The organism is Frigidibacter sp. SD6-1 (assembly GCF_030143255.1).
Taxonomy (GTDB): domain Bacteria; phylum Pseudomonadota; class Alphaproteobacteria; order Rhodobacterales; family Rhodobacteraceae; genus TMP-24.
In genome coordinates this window covers 752392-769678 of record NZ_JARJNR010000001.1, presented here as the reverse complement: position 1 = coordinate 769678, position 17287 = coordinate 752392, and the positions used below count along the sequence as shown (strand labels likewise).

The following is a 17287-nucleotide window of genomic DNA, read 5'->3' as shown; positions in this document are numbered from 1 at the left end:
GGACTGGATCAGCTGTGGGGCGTACCGGCCGACATTTCGGCCACTGTCGCCACATAATCCGCCGAGAATATCTCGGCGTACAACTCGGGCACCGTCTGTGCCACTGCCGCCTCGCCGAAATGCATCAGCGCGCAACCAAGCGCCAGCGACTGCAGCCGCCCGCGCGTGAAAAGCTGGAAGACGACGATCAGGATCAGCGCCATCACGAAGGCGAACAAGGCCATGCCGCGTCCGTTCAGCCCATAGAAGGCCTCCGGCAGTCCAGACAGTTTGGTCAGATAGAAATAGCCGAGTTTGCCGGACAGAACCGCGGACGCGCCGCACAGGAAAGCGACGAGGATCATCAGACGGTCGGCGAAGGACCGTTTCGGCCGTTTCGCCTTCTCGCCATATTTGCGGTTCCAGGCCTTCTGCGTCTGATAGCCCACCACATCGGCATGCTCGAACTGCTGACCGGAGCCTATCCGCTTCAGCCTGTCCGCAAATGCTGCCTTCTGATCGAGCACAGCCACCGTCATCCCGTCGCCACCGTCTTGTCGTTGGGCAGGACTGTGCGAAAGATTCATGTCGGAATTCAGGATCGAAAGCGCTAATCTTTGTGGCGCTTCTGGACGAGCCTTGCCACAATTCGGGCAGAAAGGTCAGGATCTTACGCAAGGTCATGTGCTCTGCCGTCGGACTTGCCGGGATGAAGACGCCGCGACCCGCCGGTGACGATCCCGTGGTAGCGGGTGATCCGGTGGCGGTCGAGAGAGGGGCAGGTGGTTATGATCACCCCACGCTCCCTTCCAGAGAAATCGCCACAAGGCTCTGCGCTTCCATCGCAAATTCCATCGGCAGCGCCTGCAGCACCTCGCGGCAGAAGCCGTTCACCACCAACGCCACCGCCTCCTCCTCGTCCATCCCGCGCGAGCGGCAATAGAACAGCTGGTCGTCATCGACTTTCGAGGTCGTGGCCTCATGTTCCACGCGGCTCGAGTTGTTCTTCACTTCGATGTAGGGCACCGTATGCGCCCCGCATTTGTCGCCAATGAGCAGGCTGTCGCACTGGGTATAGTTGCGGCTGTTTTTCGCCTTCGGGTGCATCGAGACAAGCCCCCGATACGTATTCTGCGCCTTGCCCGCCGAAATGCCCTTGGAAACGATCCGCGAGCGGGAATTCTTGCCCAGATGCACCATCTTGGTGCCGGTATCGGCCTGCTGCATGTTGTTGGCGATGGCGATCGAATAGAACTCGCCCTGGCTCGCCTCGCCGCGCAGGATGCAGGAGGGGTATTTCCAGGTGATCGCGCTGCCGGTCTCTACCTGCGTCCACATCACCTTGGCCCGGTCGCCGCGGCAGTCGGCGCGCTTGGTGACAAAATTGTAGATGCCACCCTTGCCTTCCTCGTCGCCGGGGAACCAGTTCTGGACGGTCGAGTATTTCACTTCGGCATCCTCGAGGATGACGATTTCCACGACCGCCGCATGCAGCTGTGCCACGTCGCGCTTCGGCGCCGTGCAGCCCTCAAGGTAACTGACGTAGGACCCCTTGTCGGCGATGATCAGCGTCCGCTCGAACTGGCCGGTGTTTTCAGCATTGATGCGGAAATAGGTGGAAAGCTCCATCGGGCAGCGGGTGTTCGGCGGGATGTAGACGAAGGACCCGTCGGAAAAGACCGCCGAATTCAGCGTCGCGAAGAAATTGTCCGACTGCGGGACGACCGAGCCAAGATATTGCTTCACCAGATCGGGATATTCGCGGATCGCCTCCGAGATCGAACAGAAGATGACGCCCGCCTTCTTCAGCTCTTCCTTGAAAGTCGTGCCGACCGAGACCGAGTCGAACACCGCATCGACCGCGACCTTGCGCCCCTCCGAAGGCACGCCGTCCGCGCCTTCGACGCCCGCCAGAATCATCTGTTCCTTCAAAGGGATGCCAAGCTTTTCGTAAGTGGCCAGCAGCTTCGGATCGACCTCGTCGAGCGACTTCGGCTTCTCATCCATGCTCTTGGGCCGGGCGTAGTAATATTGCGACTGATAGTCGATCTCCGGGTAATGGAGCATCGCCCAGCGGGGTTCCTCCATCGCCTGCCAGCGCCGGAAGGCCTGAAGCCGCCAGTCCGTCATCCATTCCGGTTCGCCGTTCTTGGCCGAGATCAAACGAACGATGTCCTCGTTCACGCCCAAAGGCGCATATTCCATCTCGATTTCGGTGTTCCAGCCGTACTTGTAGGCGCCCATGTTCTGCACGGTCTCGACCGTCTCGCGGTCGACGCCCTCGCGGACCTCCAGAACCTGATCGGTATCAAGGGACATTTTCCTATCCTTTTCCATCTCTTCCGCGCCTTTCCTCAAGCGGCCCGCGCCCGGAACCGGGCCTGCGCCTGAAGCCAGGCATCGGCAAATCGCGTCACATCGTCCTCTGTCGTCACCGGCCCCAGCGACACACGCAGCCCCGACGCCGCGGCAAGATCGTCAAACCCCATCGCGGTCAGGACCCGGCTCGGCCTGACCTTGCCCGAGGAACAGGCTGATCCGGCAGATACGGCGAAGCCCGCAAGGTCCATCTGCATCACCTGCGTCTCGCCTTTCCAGCCGGGCGTGACAACAAGCGTCGTGTTGGGCAAACGTTCCCGTCCCGCCCCCGCGATCACCGATCCCGGCGCCCCGTCCAGAAGCCGCGCCTCCAGCCCGTCGCGCAAGGCGCGCACCCGCTCCCAGACGCCCGCCTCAAGATCGCGCTCGGCCGCTTTTGCGGCCGCCGCGAACCCGGCGATGCCCACGACATTCTCGGTCCCCGACCGCCGCCCCCTCTCCTGCCCGCCGCCGGGCCGGAGCGTTTCGAAATCCAGGCCTTCCCGTGCGATCAGCGCGCCAACCCCCTTCGGTCCGCCAAGCTTGTGCGCCGACAGAATTGCGAAGTCAGCGCCCGACCAACCGAAGGCAAAGGGTATCCGCCCGACGGCCTGCACCACATCCAGAAGCAGATCCGACCGCTCAGGCGCTTGGGCGATGACACCGGTCTCGCTGTTGGCCAGCCCCATGGCGAGCAGTCCACCCTCGCCCCTGCCATGGGCGATCAGGCAATCATGTGCGGTAGGCTCGACCTCGACCGCCGCGAACCCGGCCAGAACCCCCGCCGCCTCGGTTGCACCGGATGTGAAGAACACCTCCACCGGCTTGCATCCGACGACAGCGGCAATCGCCTCCCGCGACCGCTCGATCAGCATCTTCGCCGCCCGGCCTTCGGCGTGCACGGAAGACGGATTGCCCGCGACATCCATTGCCGCGATCATCGCCGCCCGCGCCTCGTCCCTCAGGGGCGCCGTCGCATTCCAGTCGAGGTAGGTCCGCGCGCTCAACACACCCCTCCCCTTCCGTTCGCCAAATATCCCCGCCGGAGGCAGCCCGAGCCGACCGCGCCCCCGGCGCGGCGGCGAGACGAAAGGCGTGGCGCCGAAGGCGCCGCAATCGGATCACGCCCGCTCATTCATCCACCACGGTGAAAAGCGCGGGCACCGCCCGGCAGGGCTTCAGGCTGTTGCCGATCACATCCTCAAGGCTCGTCTGGTGCAGGAACACATAGACCTGCGCCGACAGCCCTTCCCACAGCCGGTTGGTCAAGGACTGCGCCCGGCTTCCCGACACGCCGCCCGTGGCGCCCGCGCCGGTATGCAGCGCGCTCACGGTCTCATCGACCGCGCCCAGGACATCGCTGACCCTGATCTCGCCCGGCGCCTTGGCCAGCCGGTAGCCGCCGCCCGGCCCCCGCGCCGATTCGACCAGCCCCGCGCGGCGCAGCTTGACGAACAGCTGCTCCAGATAGGGCAGCGAAATATCCTGCCTGCGCGAAATTTCGGCCAGCGAGGTCAGCGTCTCCGGTCCCGCCGTGGCGAGATCGGTCAGCGCAACCATCGCATAACGTCCCTTCGTCGAGAGTTTCATCGCCCTCTGGCCCCCAAAAACATTGACGCCGGACGGCGGCACGCTTAACTCCACCCTATCCGGCCCGCTGGACCTGCCCGGGAGGGCGGCCGCGATTTAGAACCATTCTAGGGAACTTGAGAAAAATCGTCAAGAATGGCTCCGCCATCTGCCTCACCTTCCCCAACAAAGAAGAAGCCGCGCGACTGACATGCCCGAAGTGATATTCCCCGGCCCCGACGGACGCCTCGAAGGCCGTTACCATGCCCAGAAGGCGCCCGACGCGCCGATCGCCATCATCCTGCATCCGCACCCGCAGTTCGGCGGCACGATGAACAACCGGGTCGTGCACCGGCTGCACTATGCCTTCTATGAACTGGGTTTCACCGTCCTGCGCTTCAACTTCCGCGGCGTCGGTCGCAGCCAGGGCGAATATGATCAGGGGATCGGCGAACTTTCTGACGCCGCCTCGGCGCTCGACTATCTGCAGACGCTCAACCCCAACTCCAAGCACTGCTGGGTCGCGGGCTTTTCCTTCGGTGCCTGGATCGGCATGCAGCTTCTGATGCGGCGGCCCGAGATCACCGGCTTCATCTCGGTGGCGCCCCCCGCCAACATGTATGACTTCTCCTTCCTCGCCCCCTGCCCCTCGTCCGGCCTGATCATCAACGGCACCGCCGACCGGGTCGCGCCGCCGAAGGACACCGCGAACCTCGTGGGCAAGCTCCGCGACCAGAAAGGCATCACCATCACCCACCACCAGGTCGAGGGTGCGGGCCATTTCTTCGAGGATGAGGAAAGCCAGATGGCGCCGATGATCCAGACGGTGCAGGAGTATGTCCAGCGCCGCCTTGGCGAGCAGACGAGGTAGGAAGATGAGCATCGTCGACGAACTGGGCGACAAGCTCGCGGTCGAGACGCTGAAGGCGATGGAGGAACTGGGCAATGACCGGTTCTACAATGATGTGGCCAAGGTCATTGGCGCGCTGTCGCCCTCGATGCAGGAGGCCTTCATGACCTCGATCCGTATCCGCATGGCTTCGGCGCGGGGATTCGACTTCGTCGAGGCGGTCCTGAAGGCCAAGCGCGAGGGCGGCGCGGCGCCGGAAGTGCCCCGCGACACCGCCTCCCACTGATCCCGATGACCGCGCGGCTTGACCGGCAGTTCGCTTTCCTGATGGAGGCCGACCGGCTGAAGCAGGTCATCCGCGCTACGCCCATCGTCGACGGATCGCGGCGCGAGAACTCCGGCGAGCACAGTTGGCATCTGGCGCTTTATGCGCTGGTGCTGGCCGATCATGCCGGCCCGGGCGTGAATATCGACCGGGTGGTGAAGATGCTGATCCTGCATGATCTGGTGGAGATCGACGTGGGCGACGTGCCGATCCACTCCCAGAACGGCGAGGCGCATGGATCCGCCGCCATCGCCGAGGCCGAAGCCCGCGCCGCCGACCGTATCTTCGGCCTTCTGCCGCCCGACGTCGGCGCCCCGCTGCGCGCGCTCTGGGAAGAGTTCGAGGCCAACGAAAGCCCCGACGCGGTCTTTGCCAAGTCGATCGACCGGGTGCAGCCGGTCCTGCACAATATCGCCACGGGCGGCGGCAGCTGGACCGAGTACAGCGTCACGCTCGAACAGCTTGAAGCGCGGGTGGGCGCGAAGGTCGCGCGCGGGGCGCCGCGGCTCTGGTCCTATGTCCGGGGCCATGTGCGGCGGTTCTTCGCTGACGCGTAGCGCACGACCGACTTCGTCACGCGCGCCACTGGAAAACACCCGCGCGATAGTGTCTTAGTTGCGCCGAGATCTGCCGGACAAGTCAAGATAGAATGTCACCACCTGCTGCCGCGCCCCGCCTTTCCCCGCCTCGCGTGTCATGCAGAAACGGCTCCGTCGACCTGTTGCGCCTGGTTGCGGCAAGCATCGTCGTCCTGTTCCATGCGCGCGCCCCCGGCGGATTGCTCATGACCCCCGCGGTCGGCATTTTCACCGCTCTCGTCGCCTATTTCGCCGCCAGAAGCGCGCGGCCGGCGGCGGCGAGACCAGTCCACGTGGCCCGAAGATATCTGCGCCCGTTCGCGATCTGGGCGCTCATATTCGTCGTGCTTCGCAGCGCGGATGCGATCATCAGCGGCGAAAATGTCGGCCAGACGCTTCTGATCTGGATTCCGCCGGCCGGAACGATGCATCACCTGTGGTTTCTGCCATTTGCCGCGGTGGTCGCCTGGCTTTCGCCGCGTCTGGCGGCGGTCCTGCGCGCGGGTCCAGGCGGATGGCTGGGTCCAACGCTTCTTCTGGTGGCGGCGACGGGCTGGATACTGCTTTGGGACCGGGCGGCGCCTGCGCAGGGCCTATATGTGCTCGGGCTCTACGTGCCGTCGGCCCTGCTTGGCCTCATGCTCGCGATCCTTCCCGCAGAGCCGGGTCAGCACGTCCGCGCGGGCGCGGCCTTCGTCCTGCTCGGCACCTGTCTGAGCCTGACGGGCATCCCCGCGTCGACGCAGATCCTTGTCGGCCTGCCGATCGTCGCGGCGGTGCTGGCCATGCCTTCGCCGTCAGACAAGCTTACCTTGCGCCTCGCCGAACTGTCGCTGTGGATCTATCTGGCGCACCCGCTGGTGATGGCAATCCTGCTTCGCCTGACCGACCTGCAGCTCGGATCGCCGCTCCTCGGGGTCCTCGTGCTCGCCGTGACCGCGCTGGTGGGCCGATTGCAGCAATCCACGCGCCTCTTCCGGCTTCTGACATAGGTCACTCAACGCGAAATATTTTGGTATACAGTCGCATACCATCTTTCCTGACCGGCGATTATCGGCTATGGACGCCGCAAGCGCCACCTGCCCAAGGGAGTTTTCGATGAGCAAGATCAAAGTCGCCAACCCCGTCGTCGAGCTTGACGGCGACGAGATGACCCGGATCATCTGGGACTTCATCAAGAAGAAGCTGATCCTGCCCTATCTCGACATCGATCTGAAATATTACGACCTCGGCATAGAGGAGCGCGACCGCACCAACGACCAGATCACCATCGACAGCGCAGAAGCCATCAAGAAGTACGGTGTGGGCGTCAAATGCGCGACGATCACCCCGGATGAAGCCCGCGTGGAAGAGTTCGGCCTGAAGCAGATGTGGAAATCGCCGAACGGCACGATCCGCAACATCCTGGGCGGCGTCATCTTCCGCGAGCCGATCATCTGCAAGAACGTGCCGCGCCTGGTGCCGGGCTGGACCAAGCCCATCGTCGTCGGACGTCATGCCTTCGGCGATCAGTACCGCGCCACCGACTTCCGCTTCCCCGGCAAGGGGAAACTCACGATCAAGTTCGTGGGCGAGGACGGCACGGTGATCGAGAAGGACGTCTTCGACGCGCCGGGCGCCGGTGTCACGATGGCGATGTACAACCTCGACCAGTCGATCATCGATTTCGCCCGCGCCTCGATGAACTACGGTCTGGTGAAAGGCTGGCCGGTCTATCTCTCCACCAAGAACACCATCCTCAAGGCCTATGACGGCCGCTTCAAGGACCTGTTCCAGAAGGTGTTCGACGAGGAGTTCGCCGACAAGTTCAAGGCAGCGGGCATCACTTACGAACATAGGCTGATCGACGATATGGTCGCCTCGGCGCTGAAATGGTCGGGCGGCTATGTCTGGGCCTGCAAGAACTATGACGGCGACGTGCAGTCCGACACGGTGGCGCAGGGCTTCGGCTCGCTCGGCCTCATGACGTCCGTCCTGATGACGCCCGATGGCCAGACGGTCGAGGCCGAGGCCGCCCACGGCACCGTCACCCGCCATTACCGCCAGCACCAGCAGGGCAAGGAAACCTCGACCAACTCCGTCGCTTCGATCTACGCCTGGACCGGCGGCCTGAAGCACCGCGCGAAGCTCGACAGCAACGCGGCGCTCGCCAATTTCGCCCACACGCTGGAAAAGGTCACCGTACAGACGGTCGAGGACGGCCACATGACCAAGGACCTGGCACTTCTCGTCGGGCCGGACCAGAAATGGCTGACGACGATGGGTTATCTGGAAAAGGTCGACGAGTATCTGAACAAGGCCCTGAAAGGCTGACGATCCCGGCTGCATCCGGCGCGACCCGCGCCCGGGTGCAGCCCCCCCTGCGACAAGCTGGCCACTCGACGTCTGACGTTTGCCGTCGCATGGCAGCACCATGACCGATCCCGTGCATCACAGCTTTCTCGAAGACGCGCAGGGCATCGCCTATGGCGCTTGCATGGCGGCCTTCGCCATAACGATCCTCACGCATCTCGGCCTCGTCACCGGCCAGACGGCGGGGCTTGCCGTCCTCGTTTCCTACGCGACCGGCTGGGGGTTCGGCCCGGTCTTCTTCGCGATCAACCTGCCCTTCTACTGGCTCGGCTTCCGGCGCATGGGCGCGCGGTTCGTGGCAAAGACCCTCGCGGCGGTCACGCTCATGTCCGCCCTGTCTATGCTGATGCCACGCTGGGTCAGCTTTGCGACCCTCGATCCAATCGTCGGCGCGCTCCTGTTCGGCGCCATCTCCGGCTCGGCACTGCTGGCGCTTTTCCGCCACGGGGCGAGCCTAGGCGGCATCGGGATCGTGGCGCTTTACCTGCAGGACCGGACCGGCTTTCGCGCGGGCTGGACGCAGCTTCTATTCGACGCGACCCTCTTCGCGGTGGCGCTGACGCTGCGCGATGTGCCCACGGTGGCGATCTCGGCCCTCGGCGCGCTGATCGTCAACCTGACGATTGCCGTGAACCATCGCCGCGACCGCTACGTCGCGGCCTGATTGGCTCTGGCCAAACTGGCCCGTCTGATCTATCCAGCCCGTCACCTTAAGTCGTTTTCTGTAGATGTAATGCAACTGTTGATGGCATCTCGATCCTTTTCGGGCGCACGCGACACGGCCGCGAGTCAACGGCGGCGCGAGCGGCCGCGTCCCGGCGGGGATGGTCGGTAATGCCAGCAGCAAGGCTACAGGGAATAGTGGTCTGGACGGCCGCAATTGTGGCACTCTGTCCGGTTCTGTGGGGGCTCTGGGATGACTGGCGCATCGGCGGCGACAGCTGGCAGCAGGGAGATTGGCTGATCTCGGGCCTGGGCGTCCGGCGCGGCCCGCTCGGCAGCCTGTTCTTGCTGCTTTCCGACCTGACCGGTGCTTCACCGCTCTTGCTGGTTGTTCTCGCACAGGGCCTTCTCGCTGCCACGCTCTTCCTTCTCACCGCGCGCGCCTTCGCAACGGCCGACGCGCACTATCTGCTCATCTTCTTCTCGCCCGCCTTTTTCCTGCTCGCCTGGACTGCTGATCCGCTCTTCGGTCTGCGCAAGGAACTACTGGGTTTCCTGGCGCTCGCGCTCGCCGGACGACATCCACGCCTTGCGGCAGCACTCTATGTCGTCGCGATCGTCGCGCACGAAGCCAATCTCTTTCTCGCGCCCGCCATGTGGCTCTTGTGGCGCACCCACAGACCTTTGCCCGCAGCGGCAACGGCGGCGGTGCTTCTGGTCACGGCGTCCGCCATGTTGTTCGCCCTGATACGATCCAGTGCGGATCCGGTCGCCCTGTGCCGCCCCCTTCTTGATCGCGGTCTGGATCCCGTGATCTGTGGCGGCATCATCGCCAAGATGGACACGGGCGCCGCCACCTGGTCAGAGATCGCCCGGGCGATGGCGGTGCAGCCAAACGGCATCGCGTTCCTGGCGCTCGCATTCACAGTCCAGATGGTCCTGTTGGCACTCTGCCTGCGCCACAGGCGGGGTCTTCGCGAAGCCTTGATCCTTATAGGGCTCTGGATCGCTATGCTGCCGCTCTTCATCGTTGCGGTGGATTGGGGGCGCTGGCTGTCGATGCAGGTCACGAGTTTCGGCTTCGTGATGCTGGCGCGCGCCCGGTCCGGCGAGGCCAGAGTTGAAAGGAACCTCCCGGCGGGCGTGCTCGCCCTGATCTGCGCCGCAGGCCTGCTCGTTGCGCCGATTCACTATCCCGCGATCCGCATCGGCGGGACGGCAGATCGGCTGCGGGGGCTTCTGGCAGGAACCGAGACGCTGCAGGACACCACGATCACCCAGTTCGGCCCCGTCCTCAGCACAATGCCGCCAAGCAACGCGCCCTGATTGGCTCTGGCCAATCGGGGGCTTTTCCACTATCCCGCCGCCAACCCTAGATACGGCGGACTTAAATGGACATTCGCAACATCGCGATCATCGCGCACGTCGACCACGGCAAGACGACGCTGGTCGACGAGCTACTGAAGCAATCGGGCGCCTTCCGCGAAAACCAGGCTGTGGCGGAGCGCGCGATGGATTCGAACGATATCGAGCGCGAGCGCGGGATCACCATCCTGGCCAAATGCACCTCCGTCGAATGGAAGGGCACGCGGATCAACATCGTCGACACGCCCGGCCACGCCGATTTCGGCGGCGAGGTGGAGCGGATCCTGAACATGGTCGACGGTGTCTGCCTGTTGGTCGATGCCGCCGAAGGCCCGATGCCGCAGACCAAGTTCGTGACGTCAAAGGCGCTCGCGCTTGGCCTGCGTCCCATTGTCGTCCTGAACAAGGTCGACAAGCCCGACGCCGAACCCGACCGGGCATTGAACGAGGTCTTTGACCTTTTCGCCAACCTCGGCGCCTCGGACGAACAGCTCGACTTCCCCCATGTCTATGCCTCGGGCCGCTCCGGCTGGGCCGACAACGAGCTTGACGGGCCGCGCAAGGACCTGTCGGCTTTGTTCGACCTTATCACCCGCCATGTGCCAGCACCGAAACAGATCGCGGCAGCGGCCGAGCCCTTCCGCATGCTGGCGACTACCCTCTCTGCCGACCCGTTCATCGGCCGCATCCTGACCGGCCGTATCGAAAGCGGCACCGCGAGGGTCGGCGATCAGGTCAAGGCACTCAGCCGCACGGGCGAACGGATCGAACAGTTCCGCATCACCAAGATCCTCGCCTTCCGCGGCCTCGCCCAGACCTCGGTCGACGCGGCCGAGGCGGGCGACATCGTCACGATCGCGGGCATGTCCAAGGCGACCGTCGCTGACACGCTGTGCGCGCTGGACGTCGATACCGCACTCCCCGCGCAACCGATCGACCCGCCGACGATTTCCGTCACCTTCGGCATCAACGACAGCCCGCTTGCGGGCAAGGACGGCAACAAGGTCCAGTCCCGTGTCATCCGCGAACGCCTCTTGAAGGAGGCTGAAAGCAACGTCGCCATCAAGATCGAAGACACTCCGGGCGGCGAGGCTTTCATCGTCTCGGGGCGCGGCGAGTTGCAGATGGGCGTCCTGATCGAGAACATGCGCCGCGAGGGCTTTGAACTCTCGATCTCGCGCCCGCGCGTGATCTTCCGCGACGAGAACGGCCAGCGGATGGAGCCGATCGAGGAAGTGATCGTCGATGTCGACGACGACTATACCGGCGCGGTCATCGACAAGCTGACCGGCGAGCGCAAGGGCGATCTGGTCGAGATGCGCCCCGCAGGCGTCGGCAAGACAAGGATCGTCGCCCATGTGCCCTCGCGCGGGCTCATCGGCTACCACGGCCAGTTCCTGACCGACACCCGCGGCACGGGCGTCCTCAACCGCATCTTCCATGGCTGGGCGCCGCACAAGGGCCCGATCCAGGGCCGCCGGGTGGGCGTTCTGATCTCGATGGAAAACGGCGTGTCGGTGGCCTATGCGCTCTGGAACCTCGAAGAACGCGGCAAGCTCTTCATCGGCGCGCAGGAGCAGGTCTACGAGGGGATGATCATCGGCGAACATTCCCGCGACAATGATCTGGAAGTGAACCCGCTGAAGGGCAAGAAGCTGACGAACGTCCGCGCCAGTGGCACCGACGAAGCCGTCCGCCTGACCCCCCCGGTGCGCATGAGCCTCGAAGAGGCCATCGCCTATGTCGAGGATGACGAACTGGTCGAGGTCACGCCAAAGATCGTGCGGCTGAGGAAGCGCTTCCTGGACCCCCACGAGCGCAAGCGCCAGTCGCGCAGCGCATGAGACAAGGCCGGGCCAAGCGCCCGGCCTTTTCGTTCAGGCCTTGCTTGTGCGCCTGCCCCGCAGGGCGCCGACCGCGCAGAGTGCGACAAACAAGGCCCCACCGGTCGCCGGTAGCGGCACCGGGGCAAGGGGCGCGGTCGTGATCGAGAAGCTGCGCCCGATCAGGTTTCCGTATGATGTCGGGCCACCGCCATTCGGATCGCCCAACGTGTAGGAAAAGAAAATATCGAACCCCGCAGGCCCGACGAGCGCCGCGTAAGGTTGGCCAAGACCGGTCAGATAGCTTTGCCCGGCCAGGAGATCGGCGAAATCGAGGTTGCCGTTGATGATCGACCTGGGCGCATCGGGCGGGCCAAGCGGATCATACTGCTGCATGTTGAACACGAACATTCCGAGGCTACAGCCCGAAGCCGGATCCACACAGGCCGCCAAGCCGCCATAATAGCCCCCTGCCAGCCTCGCGGTAACGCCACTCACGGTCAGAAAAGCGTCTACCGGCGACGACAGCGAGATTCTCGATCCACCCTGAAGAACCGTATAGCCGCCAGACGGCACGGTCTGACCAAGGGTCGTGTCGTAACTCAGGGTCAGGGTGAAATCCTGCCCGTCCAGCGCTGTCGGCGCCGTACCAAACAAGAGGCTGCTGTCGTAACCGTCGGCCACCTGGCCGGTGATCACGGCCTGCAAGGTCGCCGCTTCAGCCCCGGCGGCAGAAAGGCAACTGAACGCAAGCGCCTTCAGCAAATTTCGCATTCTTTCACCACAATCATAGGATGATTTCTGCTAGAAGACCAATGTGGCGGAATTGTGAGATCGGACGCCAGGTCCAACAGAGGAAGTCCAGCAACGAGCCGCCGCCCGTCCGGCCTATTCGGCCGCCAAAGCGGCTTCCGATGCCGGACGGAACGCCGCCACCTGCACATCCGGACCTTCGAACGTGCAGAACGACCCCGCAGGCACCGCCTCCCAGCATTCGCCGGCCTCCAGCGGCTCGGACACGACCGCCCTGCCCCCGCGCGTGTCGGACCATCGATGATAGAGCGTGGGTGCGTGATCGTCCGAGGCATAACGCACCGCGTAGAGCGTTTGGCCGTCGGTGAAGGCCGCCGTCATGCGGAAATGCGGCGTCGTGCCCTTGTGGCGCGATAGCGCCTCCATCCGCGCGGTGGCGCGCTCCAGCGCGCCTTTCGGGTCGTTGTCCAAACCTTCGGCCAGGGCGATCAGAAACAGCGCCTCGCTGTCGGTCGCGCCCTTGCGGTGGGGGTACAACTCATCGGGGATCATCATCTCGGCATCGCGGCGAAAGCGGTCATAGCCGCCGATCTGGCCGTTGTGCATGAAGGACCAGCGCCCGACCGCGAACGGATGGCAGTTGTTGCGGCTGGTCGCGGTGCCTGTCGAAGCGCGGACATGCGCCAGGAACAGGCGCGACTTCACCTGACGGGTGATCGAGGCGAGGTTCGGGTCCGACCAGGCGGGCAGGATGTCGCGGAAAAGGCCCGGTTCAGGATGGTCGCCATACCAGGCGAGCCCGAACCCATCGGCATTGATCGCCGTCTTGCATTCGCTCGCACAATGGCTTTGCTGGACGAGCGAATGGCCCGGACGGCTGACGATATCCTCGATAAAGATCGGTTGCCCGATATAGGCGGCCCATCTGCACATGGCCTTCACCCTTCACTTCGCGCCAGTCGCGCGCTGCCCGCCCCAGTCTTGCACAGGGGTCTTACCAGACCCTTTCGCCGGGATTATGGCGAAAATAGCATGGGCGGCCTGACTGTAAAGGTAAGGCGTTCTGCAATCTTTCAGACTATCAGAACTATTTTCCACACTTGTTCAGTTCACCAGGACGTTTTTCAGAAATTCCCCGGAAAGCCTGTGCATCAGCCCTCCGGAACGACCACATCGCCGCGCGCCACCCTGCACGGCGCGATGACCTCGGCGCACCAGCCGCCATGACCCCGCATCGCCGTGTAGCCGCCCCTGCCCAGCGCCTCTTCCATCCTGGAACAGGGCGCACAGGGGCCGGTCAGGCGGATCAGGGCGGCTCCGACCCGCACGAGTTGTCCGTTCAGCGCCGAAAGGTTCAGGCCGGAAATCAGCAGGTTGCGCCGCAGCGTCTCGGGCGCGACCTCGCCTCGCTGCGCCAGCGCCGCGATCACCGGCAGATGCTCGGCCTGCAAAAGCGTCAGCGCCCGCCGGCCCGGCCGCGCATGATCGCCCGCAAGGCCCTCCGGCCCGATATCGGCTGCCTCCACGGCGGCCATCGCCGCCCGGCGCGCGGGCCTGAGCCCGATCCAGACCACCCGCCCCGGCCCGGCAAGGGTCGCCAGCAGCCGGGCGAGTGCTCCTTCCATCAGCCTTCCTCGACCACCATCAGGTCGCGTTCCGACGCGCCCTTGGCGTGGCTCAGCGCCTCTTGATATTCAGGGCTGTGATAGCAGGCGACCGCCGCCTCCAGCGAGGGGAAGCGCGCGACCACATTGCGCGGCCTGTCATTGCCTTCAAGCTGCACATAGCGCCCGCCACGGGCCAGGAAGGTGCCACCATGTTTGGCAATGGCCGGACCCGCAAGTGCGGCATACTTGCCATAGCGCTCGGCATCCAGCACCTTTACATGGGCGATCCAGAAGGCTCCCTTGGTTTCGCTCATTTCATCCCTCCGATCACCGCCTCGGCGGCCCGGATCGCGCCTTCGGCATTCTCGGCACTCGCACCACCCGCCTGCGCCATGTCGGGGCGACCACCGCCGCCCTTGCCACCCAGCGCCTCGGCAGCCGCCTTGACCAGATCGACGGCCGAAAGCCGCGCCGTCAGGTCGGCGGTCACGCCCGCCGCCACCGCCGCCTTGCCACCGGTGTCGGCCACGACGAGCACGGCACCCGACCCGATCCGCGCCTTCAGCTCGTCGACCAGCGCGGGCAGGTCCTTGCCGGAGACGCCAGAAACCACTTGAGGAATGAACTTCACCCCGTTGATCTCTTTAGCATCCGGACCGCTACCGCCACCACCCATCGCCAGCTCGCGGCGCAGTTGCGCGACCTCGTTCTGCAGGCTGCGCCGTTCGTCCATCAGCGCCTTCACCCGGTCGGCCACATCCTGCGGTTGGGCCTTCAAGGTCGAGGCTACATCAGAAAGCCGCCGGTCCTGTCCGCGCAGATGGTCCAGCGCCGCTTGGCCCGTCAGCGCCTCGATCCGCCGCACGCCGGCCGACGACGCGCTGTCGCCCAGCGCCACGAAGGCGCCGATGTCGCCCGTCCGCGCCACATGGGTGCCGCCGCACAGCTCCAACGAATAGGTCGCTCCATCCAGGCCCTTTCCCGAACCCGACAAACGACCCATCGATACAACCCTCACCTCGTCGCCGTATTTCTCGCCAAAGAGCGCCTGCGCCCCCAGGCCGCGCGCATCGTCCGGCGTCATGATCCGCGTCTCGACCGTCGAATTCTGGCGAATGAACGCATTCACCTCGGCCTCGACCGTGGCCAGCTCCTCGCCCGTCAGCCCCTTGGAATGGGAAAAGTCGAAGCGCAGCCGGTCTTCGGCATTGAGCGATCCCTTCTGCGCGACGTGATCGCCCAGTGCCCGGCGCAATGCCTCGTGCAACAGGTGCGTCGCCGAATGGTTGGCGCGGATCGCGCTGCGGCGGCCATGCGCGACCTCCAGCTTCGCGGGCTGGCCGCGCGCGATCTGGCCTTCGGTCACTTCGGCCAGGTGAATGAAGACGCCCTGCGCCTTCTTCGTATCGGTCACGGTCGCAAGGCCAGTGTCGGTGCGGATGAGGCCCCTGTCGCCGACCTGCCCGCCGCTCTCGGCATAGAAGGGCGTCTGGTTCACGACGATCTGCAGCTTTTCGCCGGTCGCGGCGCTGCCCACTTCCTTGCCGTCGGCGACAAGCGCCGCAATCTGGCCCTCCGCCGTCTCCGTGTCATAGCCGAGGAATTCGGTCGCGCCATGCTTGTCGGCCAGCTCGAACCAGATCGCGGCATCCTTGGCCTCGCCCGAGCCCGCCCAGGCGGCGCGGGCCTTGGCCTTCTGTTCGGCCATCGCATGATCGAAACCCGCGACATCGACCTCGCGGCCCTGTTCGCGCAGCGCGTCCTGCGTCAGGTCCAGCGGGAAGCCGTAAGTGTCATAAAGCTTGAAGGCCGCCGCACCCGGCAGAGGCTGGCCTTCGCCAAGCTTCCCGACCTCCTCGGCCAGAAGGCCAAGGCCGCGGTCCAGCGTCTGGCGGAAACGCGTCTCTTCCAGCCGTTGCGTTTCCTCGATCAAAGCCTGGGCCTGCACCAGTTCCGGATAGGCGCCACCCATCTGGCGCACGAGCGCGGGCACCAGCCGGTGCATCACCGGATCGGCCGCACCCAGCATATGCGCATGCCGCATGGCGCGGCGCATGATCCGGCGCAGCACATAGCCCCGGCCCTCGTTCGACGGCATCACCCCGTCGGCGATCAGGAACGAGGTCGAGCGCAGATGGTCGGCGATGACCCTGTGATGAACCTTGCCCGGCCCGTCGGGGTCGCTCGACGTGGCATGCGCCGAGGCCTCGATCAGCGACCGCATCAGGTCGGTGTCGTAATTGTCATGCTTGCCCTGCAAAAGCGCGCCGATCCGTTCCAGCCCCATGCCGGTGTCGATCGACTGCATGTCGAGAACGCGCAGGCTGCCGTCCGGCAACTGCTCGTTCTGCATGAAGACGTTGTTCCAGATCTCGATGAACCTATCGCCATCCTCCTCGGCCGAGCCGGGCGGGCCGCCCCAGATCGAGGGGCCGTGGTCATAGAAGATCTCGGTGCAGGGGCCGCAGGGCCCCGTGGGGCCCATGCGCCAGAAATTGTCGTCCGTGGCGATGCGGATGATGCGGTCGTCGGGCAGGCCCGCCACCTTCTTCCAGATCGACGCCGCCTCGTCATCGGTGTGATAGACGGTGACCAGCAGCCGCGACTTGTCGAGGCCAAAATCCTTGGTCAGCAGTTCCCAGGCGAAGGGGATGGCGCTTTCCTTGAAATAGTCACCGAAGGAAAAATTCCCCAGCATCTCGAAGAATGTATGATGCCGCGCGGTATAGCCCACATTGTCGAGGTCATTGTGCTTGCCGCCCGCGCGCACGCACTTTTGCGAGGTGGTCGCGCGCTTGTAATCCCGCGTCTCGACCCCGGTGAAAAGGTTCTTGAACTGCACCATGCCCGAGTTGGTGAACATGAGCGTCGGGTCGTTCCGCGGCACCAGCGGCGAGGAGGCGACGACCTCATGCCCGTTGCGCTTGAAGAAGTCGAGGAAGGTCGAGCGGATGTCGTTCAGCGAGGCCATGGGCGGGCGGTCCTTCGGGCAAAGTCCTTAGCCTTGCCGGTTTAGCGCCCGCCTTTCCCCCTGTCCACGGCGTTTTCCGCACTGCGGCACGGCG

18 protein-coding genes are annotated in these 17287 nt (G+C 64.7%); 8 read left to right on the top strand and 10 right to left on the bottom strand.

Features of this window, described 5'->3' with window-relative positions:
• Window positions 1-8: 8 nt before the first annotated feature.
• The 5 genes from P0645_RS03700 to iscR form a co-directional block, all read right to left on the bottom strand.
• Window positions 9-518, bottom strand: coding sequence for a hypothetical protein (locus P0645_RS03700; protein WP_284163205.1), 510 nt, complete (start codon window positions 516-518; stop codon window positions 9-11).
• 131 nt (window positions 519-649) lie between these two features.
• Complete coding sequence (locus P0645_RS03695; RefSeq protein WP_284163204.1) at window positions 650-775, bottom strand: YbjQ family protein; 126 nt, start codon at window positions 773-775, stop codon at window positions 650-652.
• The gene (sufB, locus tag P0645_RS03690) at window positions 772-2298 is read right to left on the bottom strand and encodes a Fe-S cluster assembly protein SufB (RefSeq protein WP_284163203.1); all 1527 of its coding nucleotides are present in this window, start codon (window positions 2296-2298) and stop codon (window positions 772-774) included. The genes P0645_RS03695 and sufB overlap by 4 nt, the downstream gene beginning before the upstream one ends.
• 35 nt (window positions 2299-2333) lie before the next feature.
• Window positions 2334-3344: a cysteine desulfurase family protein gene (locus tag P0645_RS03685; protein ID WP_284163202.1), complete on the bottom strand. Its 1011-nt coding sequence runs from the start codon at window positions 3342-3344 to the stop codon at window positions 2334-2336.
• Between the two features lie 124 nt (window positions 3345-3468).
• On the bottom strand, window positions 3469-3927 hold the full coding sequence (gene iscR, locus P0645_RS03680) for a Fe-S cluster assembly transcriptional regulator IscR (RefSeq protein WP_284163201.1): 459 nt from the start codon (window positions 3925-3927) through the stop codon (window positions 3469-3471).
• A 190-nt stretch (window positions 3928-4117) separates the two neighbouring features.
• Between iscR and P0645_RS03675 the strand changes: the two genes are divergently transcribed.
• The 8 genes from P0645_RS03675 (at window position 4118) to typA (ending at window position 11883) form a co-directional block, all read left to right on the top strand.
• A complete protein-coding gene (locus tag P0645_RS03675; RefSeq protein WP_284163200.1) occupies window positions 4118-4777 on the top strand; it encodes an alpha/beta hydrolase in 660 nt (219 codons plus the stop codon).
• A gap of 4 nt (window positions 4778-4781) precedes the next feature.
• On the top strand, window positions 4782-5042 hold the full coding sequence (locus tag P0645_RS03670; protein ID WP_284163199.1) for a hypothetical protein: 261 nt from the start codon (window positions 4782-4784) through the stop codon (window positions 5040-5042).
• A 5-nt stretch (window positions 5043-5047) separates the two neighbouring features.
• Window positions 5048-5638 carry an HD domain-containing protein gene (locus P0645_RS03665; RefSeq protein ID WP_284163198.1) on the top strand — a complete coding sequence of 197 codons (591 nt, stop codon included), beginning with the start codon at window positions 5048-5050 and terminating at the stop codon, window positions 5636-5638.
• Window positions 5639-5730: 92 nt separating this feature from the next.
• Window positions 5731-6651 (top strand): acyltransferase family protein, encoded by a 921-nt coding sequence (locus tag P0645_RS03660; RefSeq protein WP_284163197.1) that lies wholly within the window; start codon window positions 5731-5733, stop codon window positions 6649-6651.
• A gap of 106 nt (window positions 6652-6757) precedes the next feature.
• The gene (locus tag P0645_RS03655) at window positions 6758-7972 is read left to right on the top strand and encodes an NADP-dependent isocitrate dehydrogenase (protein WP_284163196.1); all 1215 of its coding nucleotides are present in this window, start codon (window positions 6758-6760) and stop codon (window positions 7970-7972) included.
• A gap of 100 nt (window positions 7973-8072) precedes the next feature.
• Complete coding sequence (locus P0645_RS03650) at window positions 8073-8675, top strand: YitT family protein (RefSeq protein ID WP_284163195.1); 603 nt, start codon at window positions 8073-8075, stop codon at window positions 8673-8675.
• Window positions 8676-8845: 170 nt separating this feature from the next.
• Window positions 8846-10000, top strand: coding sequence for a hypothetical protein (locus P0645_RS03645; RefSeq protein WP_284163194.1), 1155 nt, complete (start codon window positions 8846-8848; stop codon window positions 9998-10000).
• 65 nt (window positions 10001-10065) lie between these two features.
• Entirely contained in the window at window positions 10066-11883 is a 1818-nt protein-coding gene (gene typA / locus P0645_RS03640; protein ID WP_284163193.1) for a translational GTPase TypA, read from the top strand.
• A 33-nt stretch (window positions 11884-11916) separates the two neighbouring features.
• Here the strand turns inward: typA and P0645_RS03635 are convergent, their stop codons facing one another.
• The 5 genes from P0645_RS03635 to alaS all read right to left on the bottom strand — a co-directional run bounded on the left by P0645_RS03635 (window position 11917) and on the right by alaS (window position 17193).
• A complete protein-coding gene (locus tag P0645_RS03635) occupies window positions 11917-12636 on the bottom strand; it encodes a hypothetical protein (RefSeq protein WP_284163192.1) in 720 nt (239 codons plus the stop codon).
• Window positions 12637-12750: 114 nt separating this feature from the next.
• Window positions 12751-13548, bottom strand: a complete 798-nt coding sequence (locus tag P0645_RS03630; protein ID WP_284163191.1) for a class II glutamine amidotransferase — start codon at window positions 13546-13548, stop codon at window positions 12751-12753.
• A 218-nt stretch (window positions 13549-13766) separates the two neighbouring features.
• Complete coding sequence (locus P0645_RS03625) at window positions 13767-14240, bottom strand: MOSC domain-containing protein (RefSeq protein ID WP_284163190.1); 474 nt, start codon at window positions 14238-14240, stop codon at window positions 13767-13769.
• Window positions 14240-14536, bottom strand: coding sequence for a DUF1330 domain-containing protein (locus P0645_RS03620; RefSeq protein ID WP_284163189.1), 297 nt, complete (start codon window positions 14534-14536; stop codon window positions 14240-14242). The genes P0645_RS03625 and P0645_RS03620 overlap by 1 nt, the downstream gene beginning before the upstream one ends.
• A complete protein-coding gene (gene alaS / locus P0645_RS03615; protein WP_284163188.1) occupies window positions 14533-17193 on the bottom strand; it encodes an alanine--tRNA ligase in 2661 nt (886 codons plus the stop codon). Before alaS ends, P0645_RS03620 begins: the two co-directional genes overlap by 4 nt.
• Window positions 17194-17287: the final 94 nt, after the last annotated feature.

What these genes read in the sequence shown, in the direction of transcription:
- P0645_RS03700 (WP_284163205.1), bottom strand. Translation starts at nt 518, where the DNA reads ATGACGGTGGCTGTGCTCGATCAGAAGGCAGCATTTGCGGACAGGCTG.
- sufB (WP_284163203.1), bottom strand. Translation starts at nt 2,298, where the DNA reads ATGTCCCTTGATACCGATCAGGTTCTGGAGGTCCGCGAGGGCGTCGAC.
- iscR (WP_284163201.1), bottom strand. Translation starts at nt 3,927, where the DNA reads ATGAAACTCTCGACGAAGGGACGTTATGCGATGGTTGCGCTGACCGAT.
- P0645_RS03675 (WP_284163200.1), top strand. Translation starts at nt 4,118, where the DNA reads ATGCCCGAAGTGATATTCCCCGGCCCCGACGGACGCCTCGAAGGCCGT.
- P0645_RS03670 (WP_284163199.1), top strand. Translation starts at nt 4,782, where the DNA reads ATGAGCATCGTCGACGAACTGGGCGACAAGCTCGCGGTCGAGACGCTG.
- P0645_RS03665 (WP_284163198.1), top strand. Translation starts at nt 5,048, where the DNA reads ATGACCGCGCGGCTTGACCGGCAGTTCGCTTTCCTGATGGAGGCCGAC.
- P0645_RS03660 (WP_284163197.1), top strand. Translation starts at nt 5,731, where the DNA reads ATGTCACCACCTGCTGCCGCGCCCCGCCTTTCCCCGCCTCGCGTGTCA.
- P0645_RS03655 (WP_284163196.1), top strand. Translation starts at nt 6,758, where the DNA reads ATGAGCAAGATCAAAGTCGCCAACCCCGTCGTCGAGCTTGACGGCGAC.
- P0645_RS03650 (WP_284163195.1), top strand. Translation starts at nt 8,073, where the DNA reads ATGACCGATCCCGTGCATCACAGCTTTCTCGAAGACGCGCAGGGCATC.
- P0645_RS03645 (WP_284163194.1), top strand. Translation starts at nt 8,846, where the DNA reads ATGCCAGCAGCAAGGCTACAGGGAATAGTGGTCTGGACGGCCGCAATT.
- typA (WP_284163193.1), top strand. Translation starts at nt 10,066, where the DNA reads ATGGACATTCGCAACATCGCGATCATCGCGCACGTCGACCACGGCAAG.
- P0645_RS03635 (WP_284163192.1), bottom strand. Translation starts at nt 12,636, where the DNA reads ATGCGAAATTTGCTGAAGGCGCTTGCGTTCAGTTGCCTTTCTGCCGCC.
- P0645_RS03630 (WP_284163191.1), bottom strand. Translation starts at nt 13,548, where the DNA reads ATGTGCAGATGGGCCGCCTATATCGGGCAACCGATCTTTATCGAGGAT.
- P0645_RS03625 (WP_284163190.1), bottom strand. Translation starts at nt 14,240, where the DNA reads ATGGAAGGAGCACTCGCCCGGCTGCTGGCGACCCTTGCCGGGCCGGGG.
- P0645_RS03620 (WP_284163189.1), bottom strand. Translation starts at nt 14,536, where the DNA reads ATGAGCGAAACCAAGGGAGCCTTCTGGATCGCCCATGTAAAGGTGCTG.
- alaS (WP_284163188.1), bottom strand. Translation starts at nt 17,193, where the DNA reads ATGGCCTCGCTGAACGACATCCGCTCGACCTTCCTCGACTTCTTCAAG.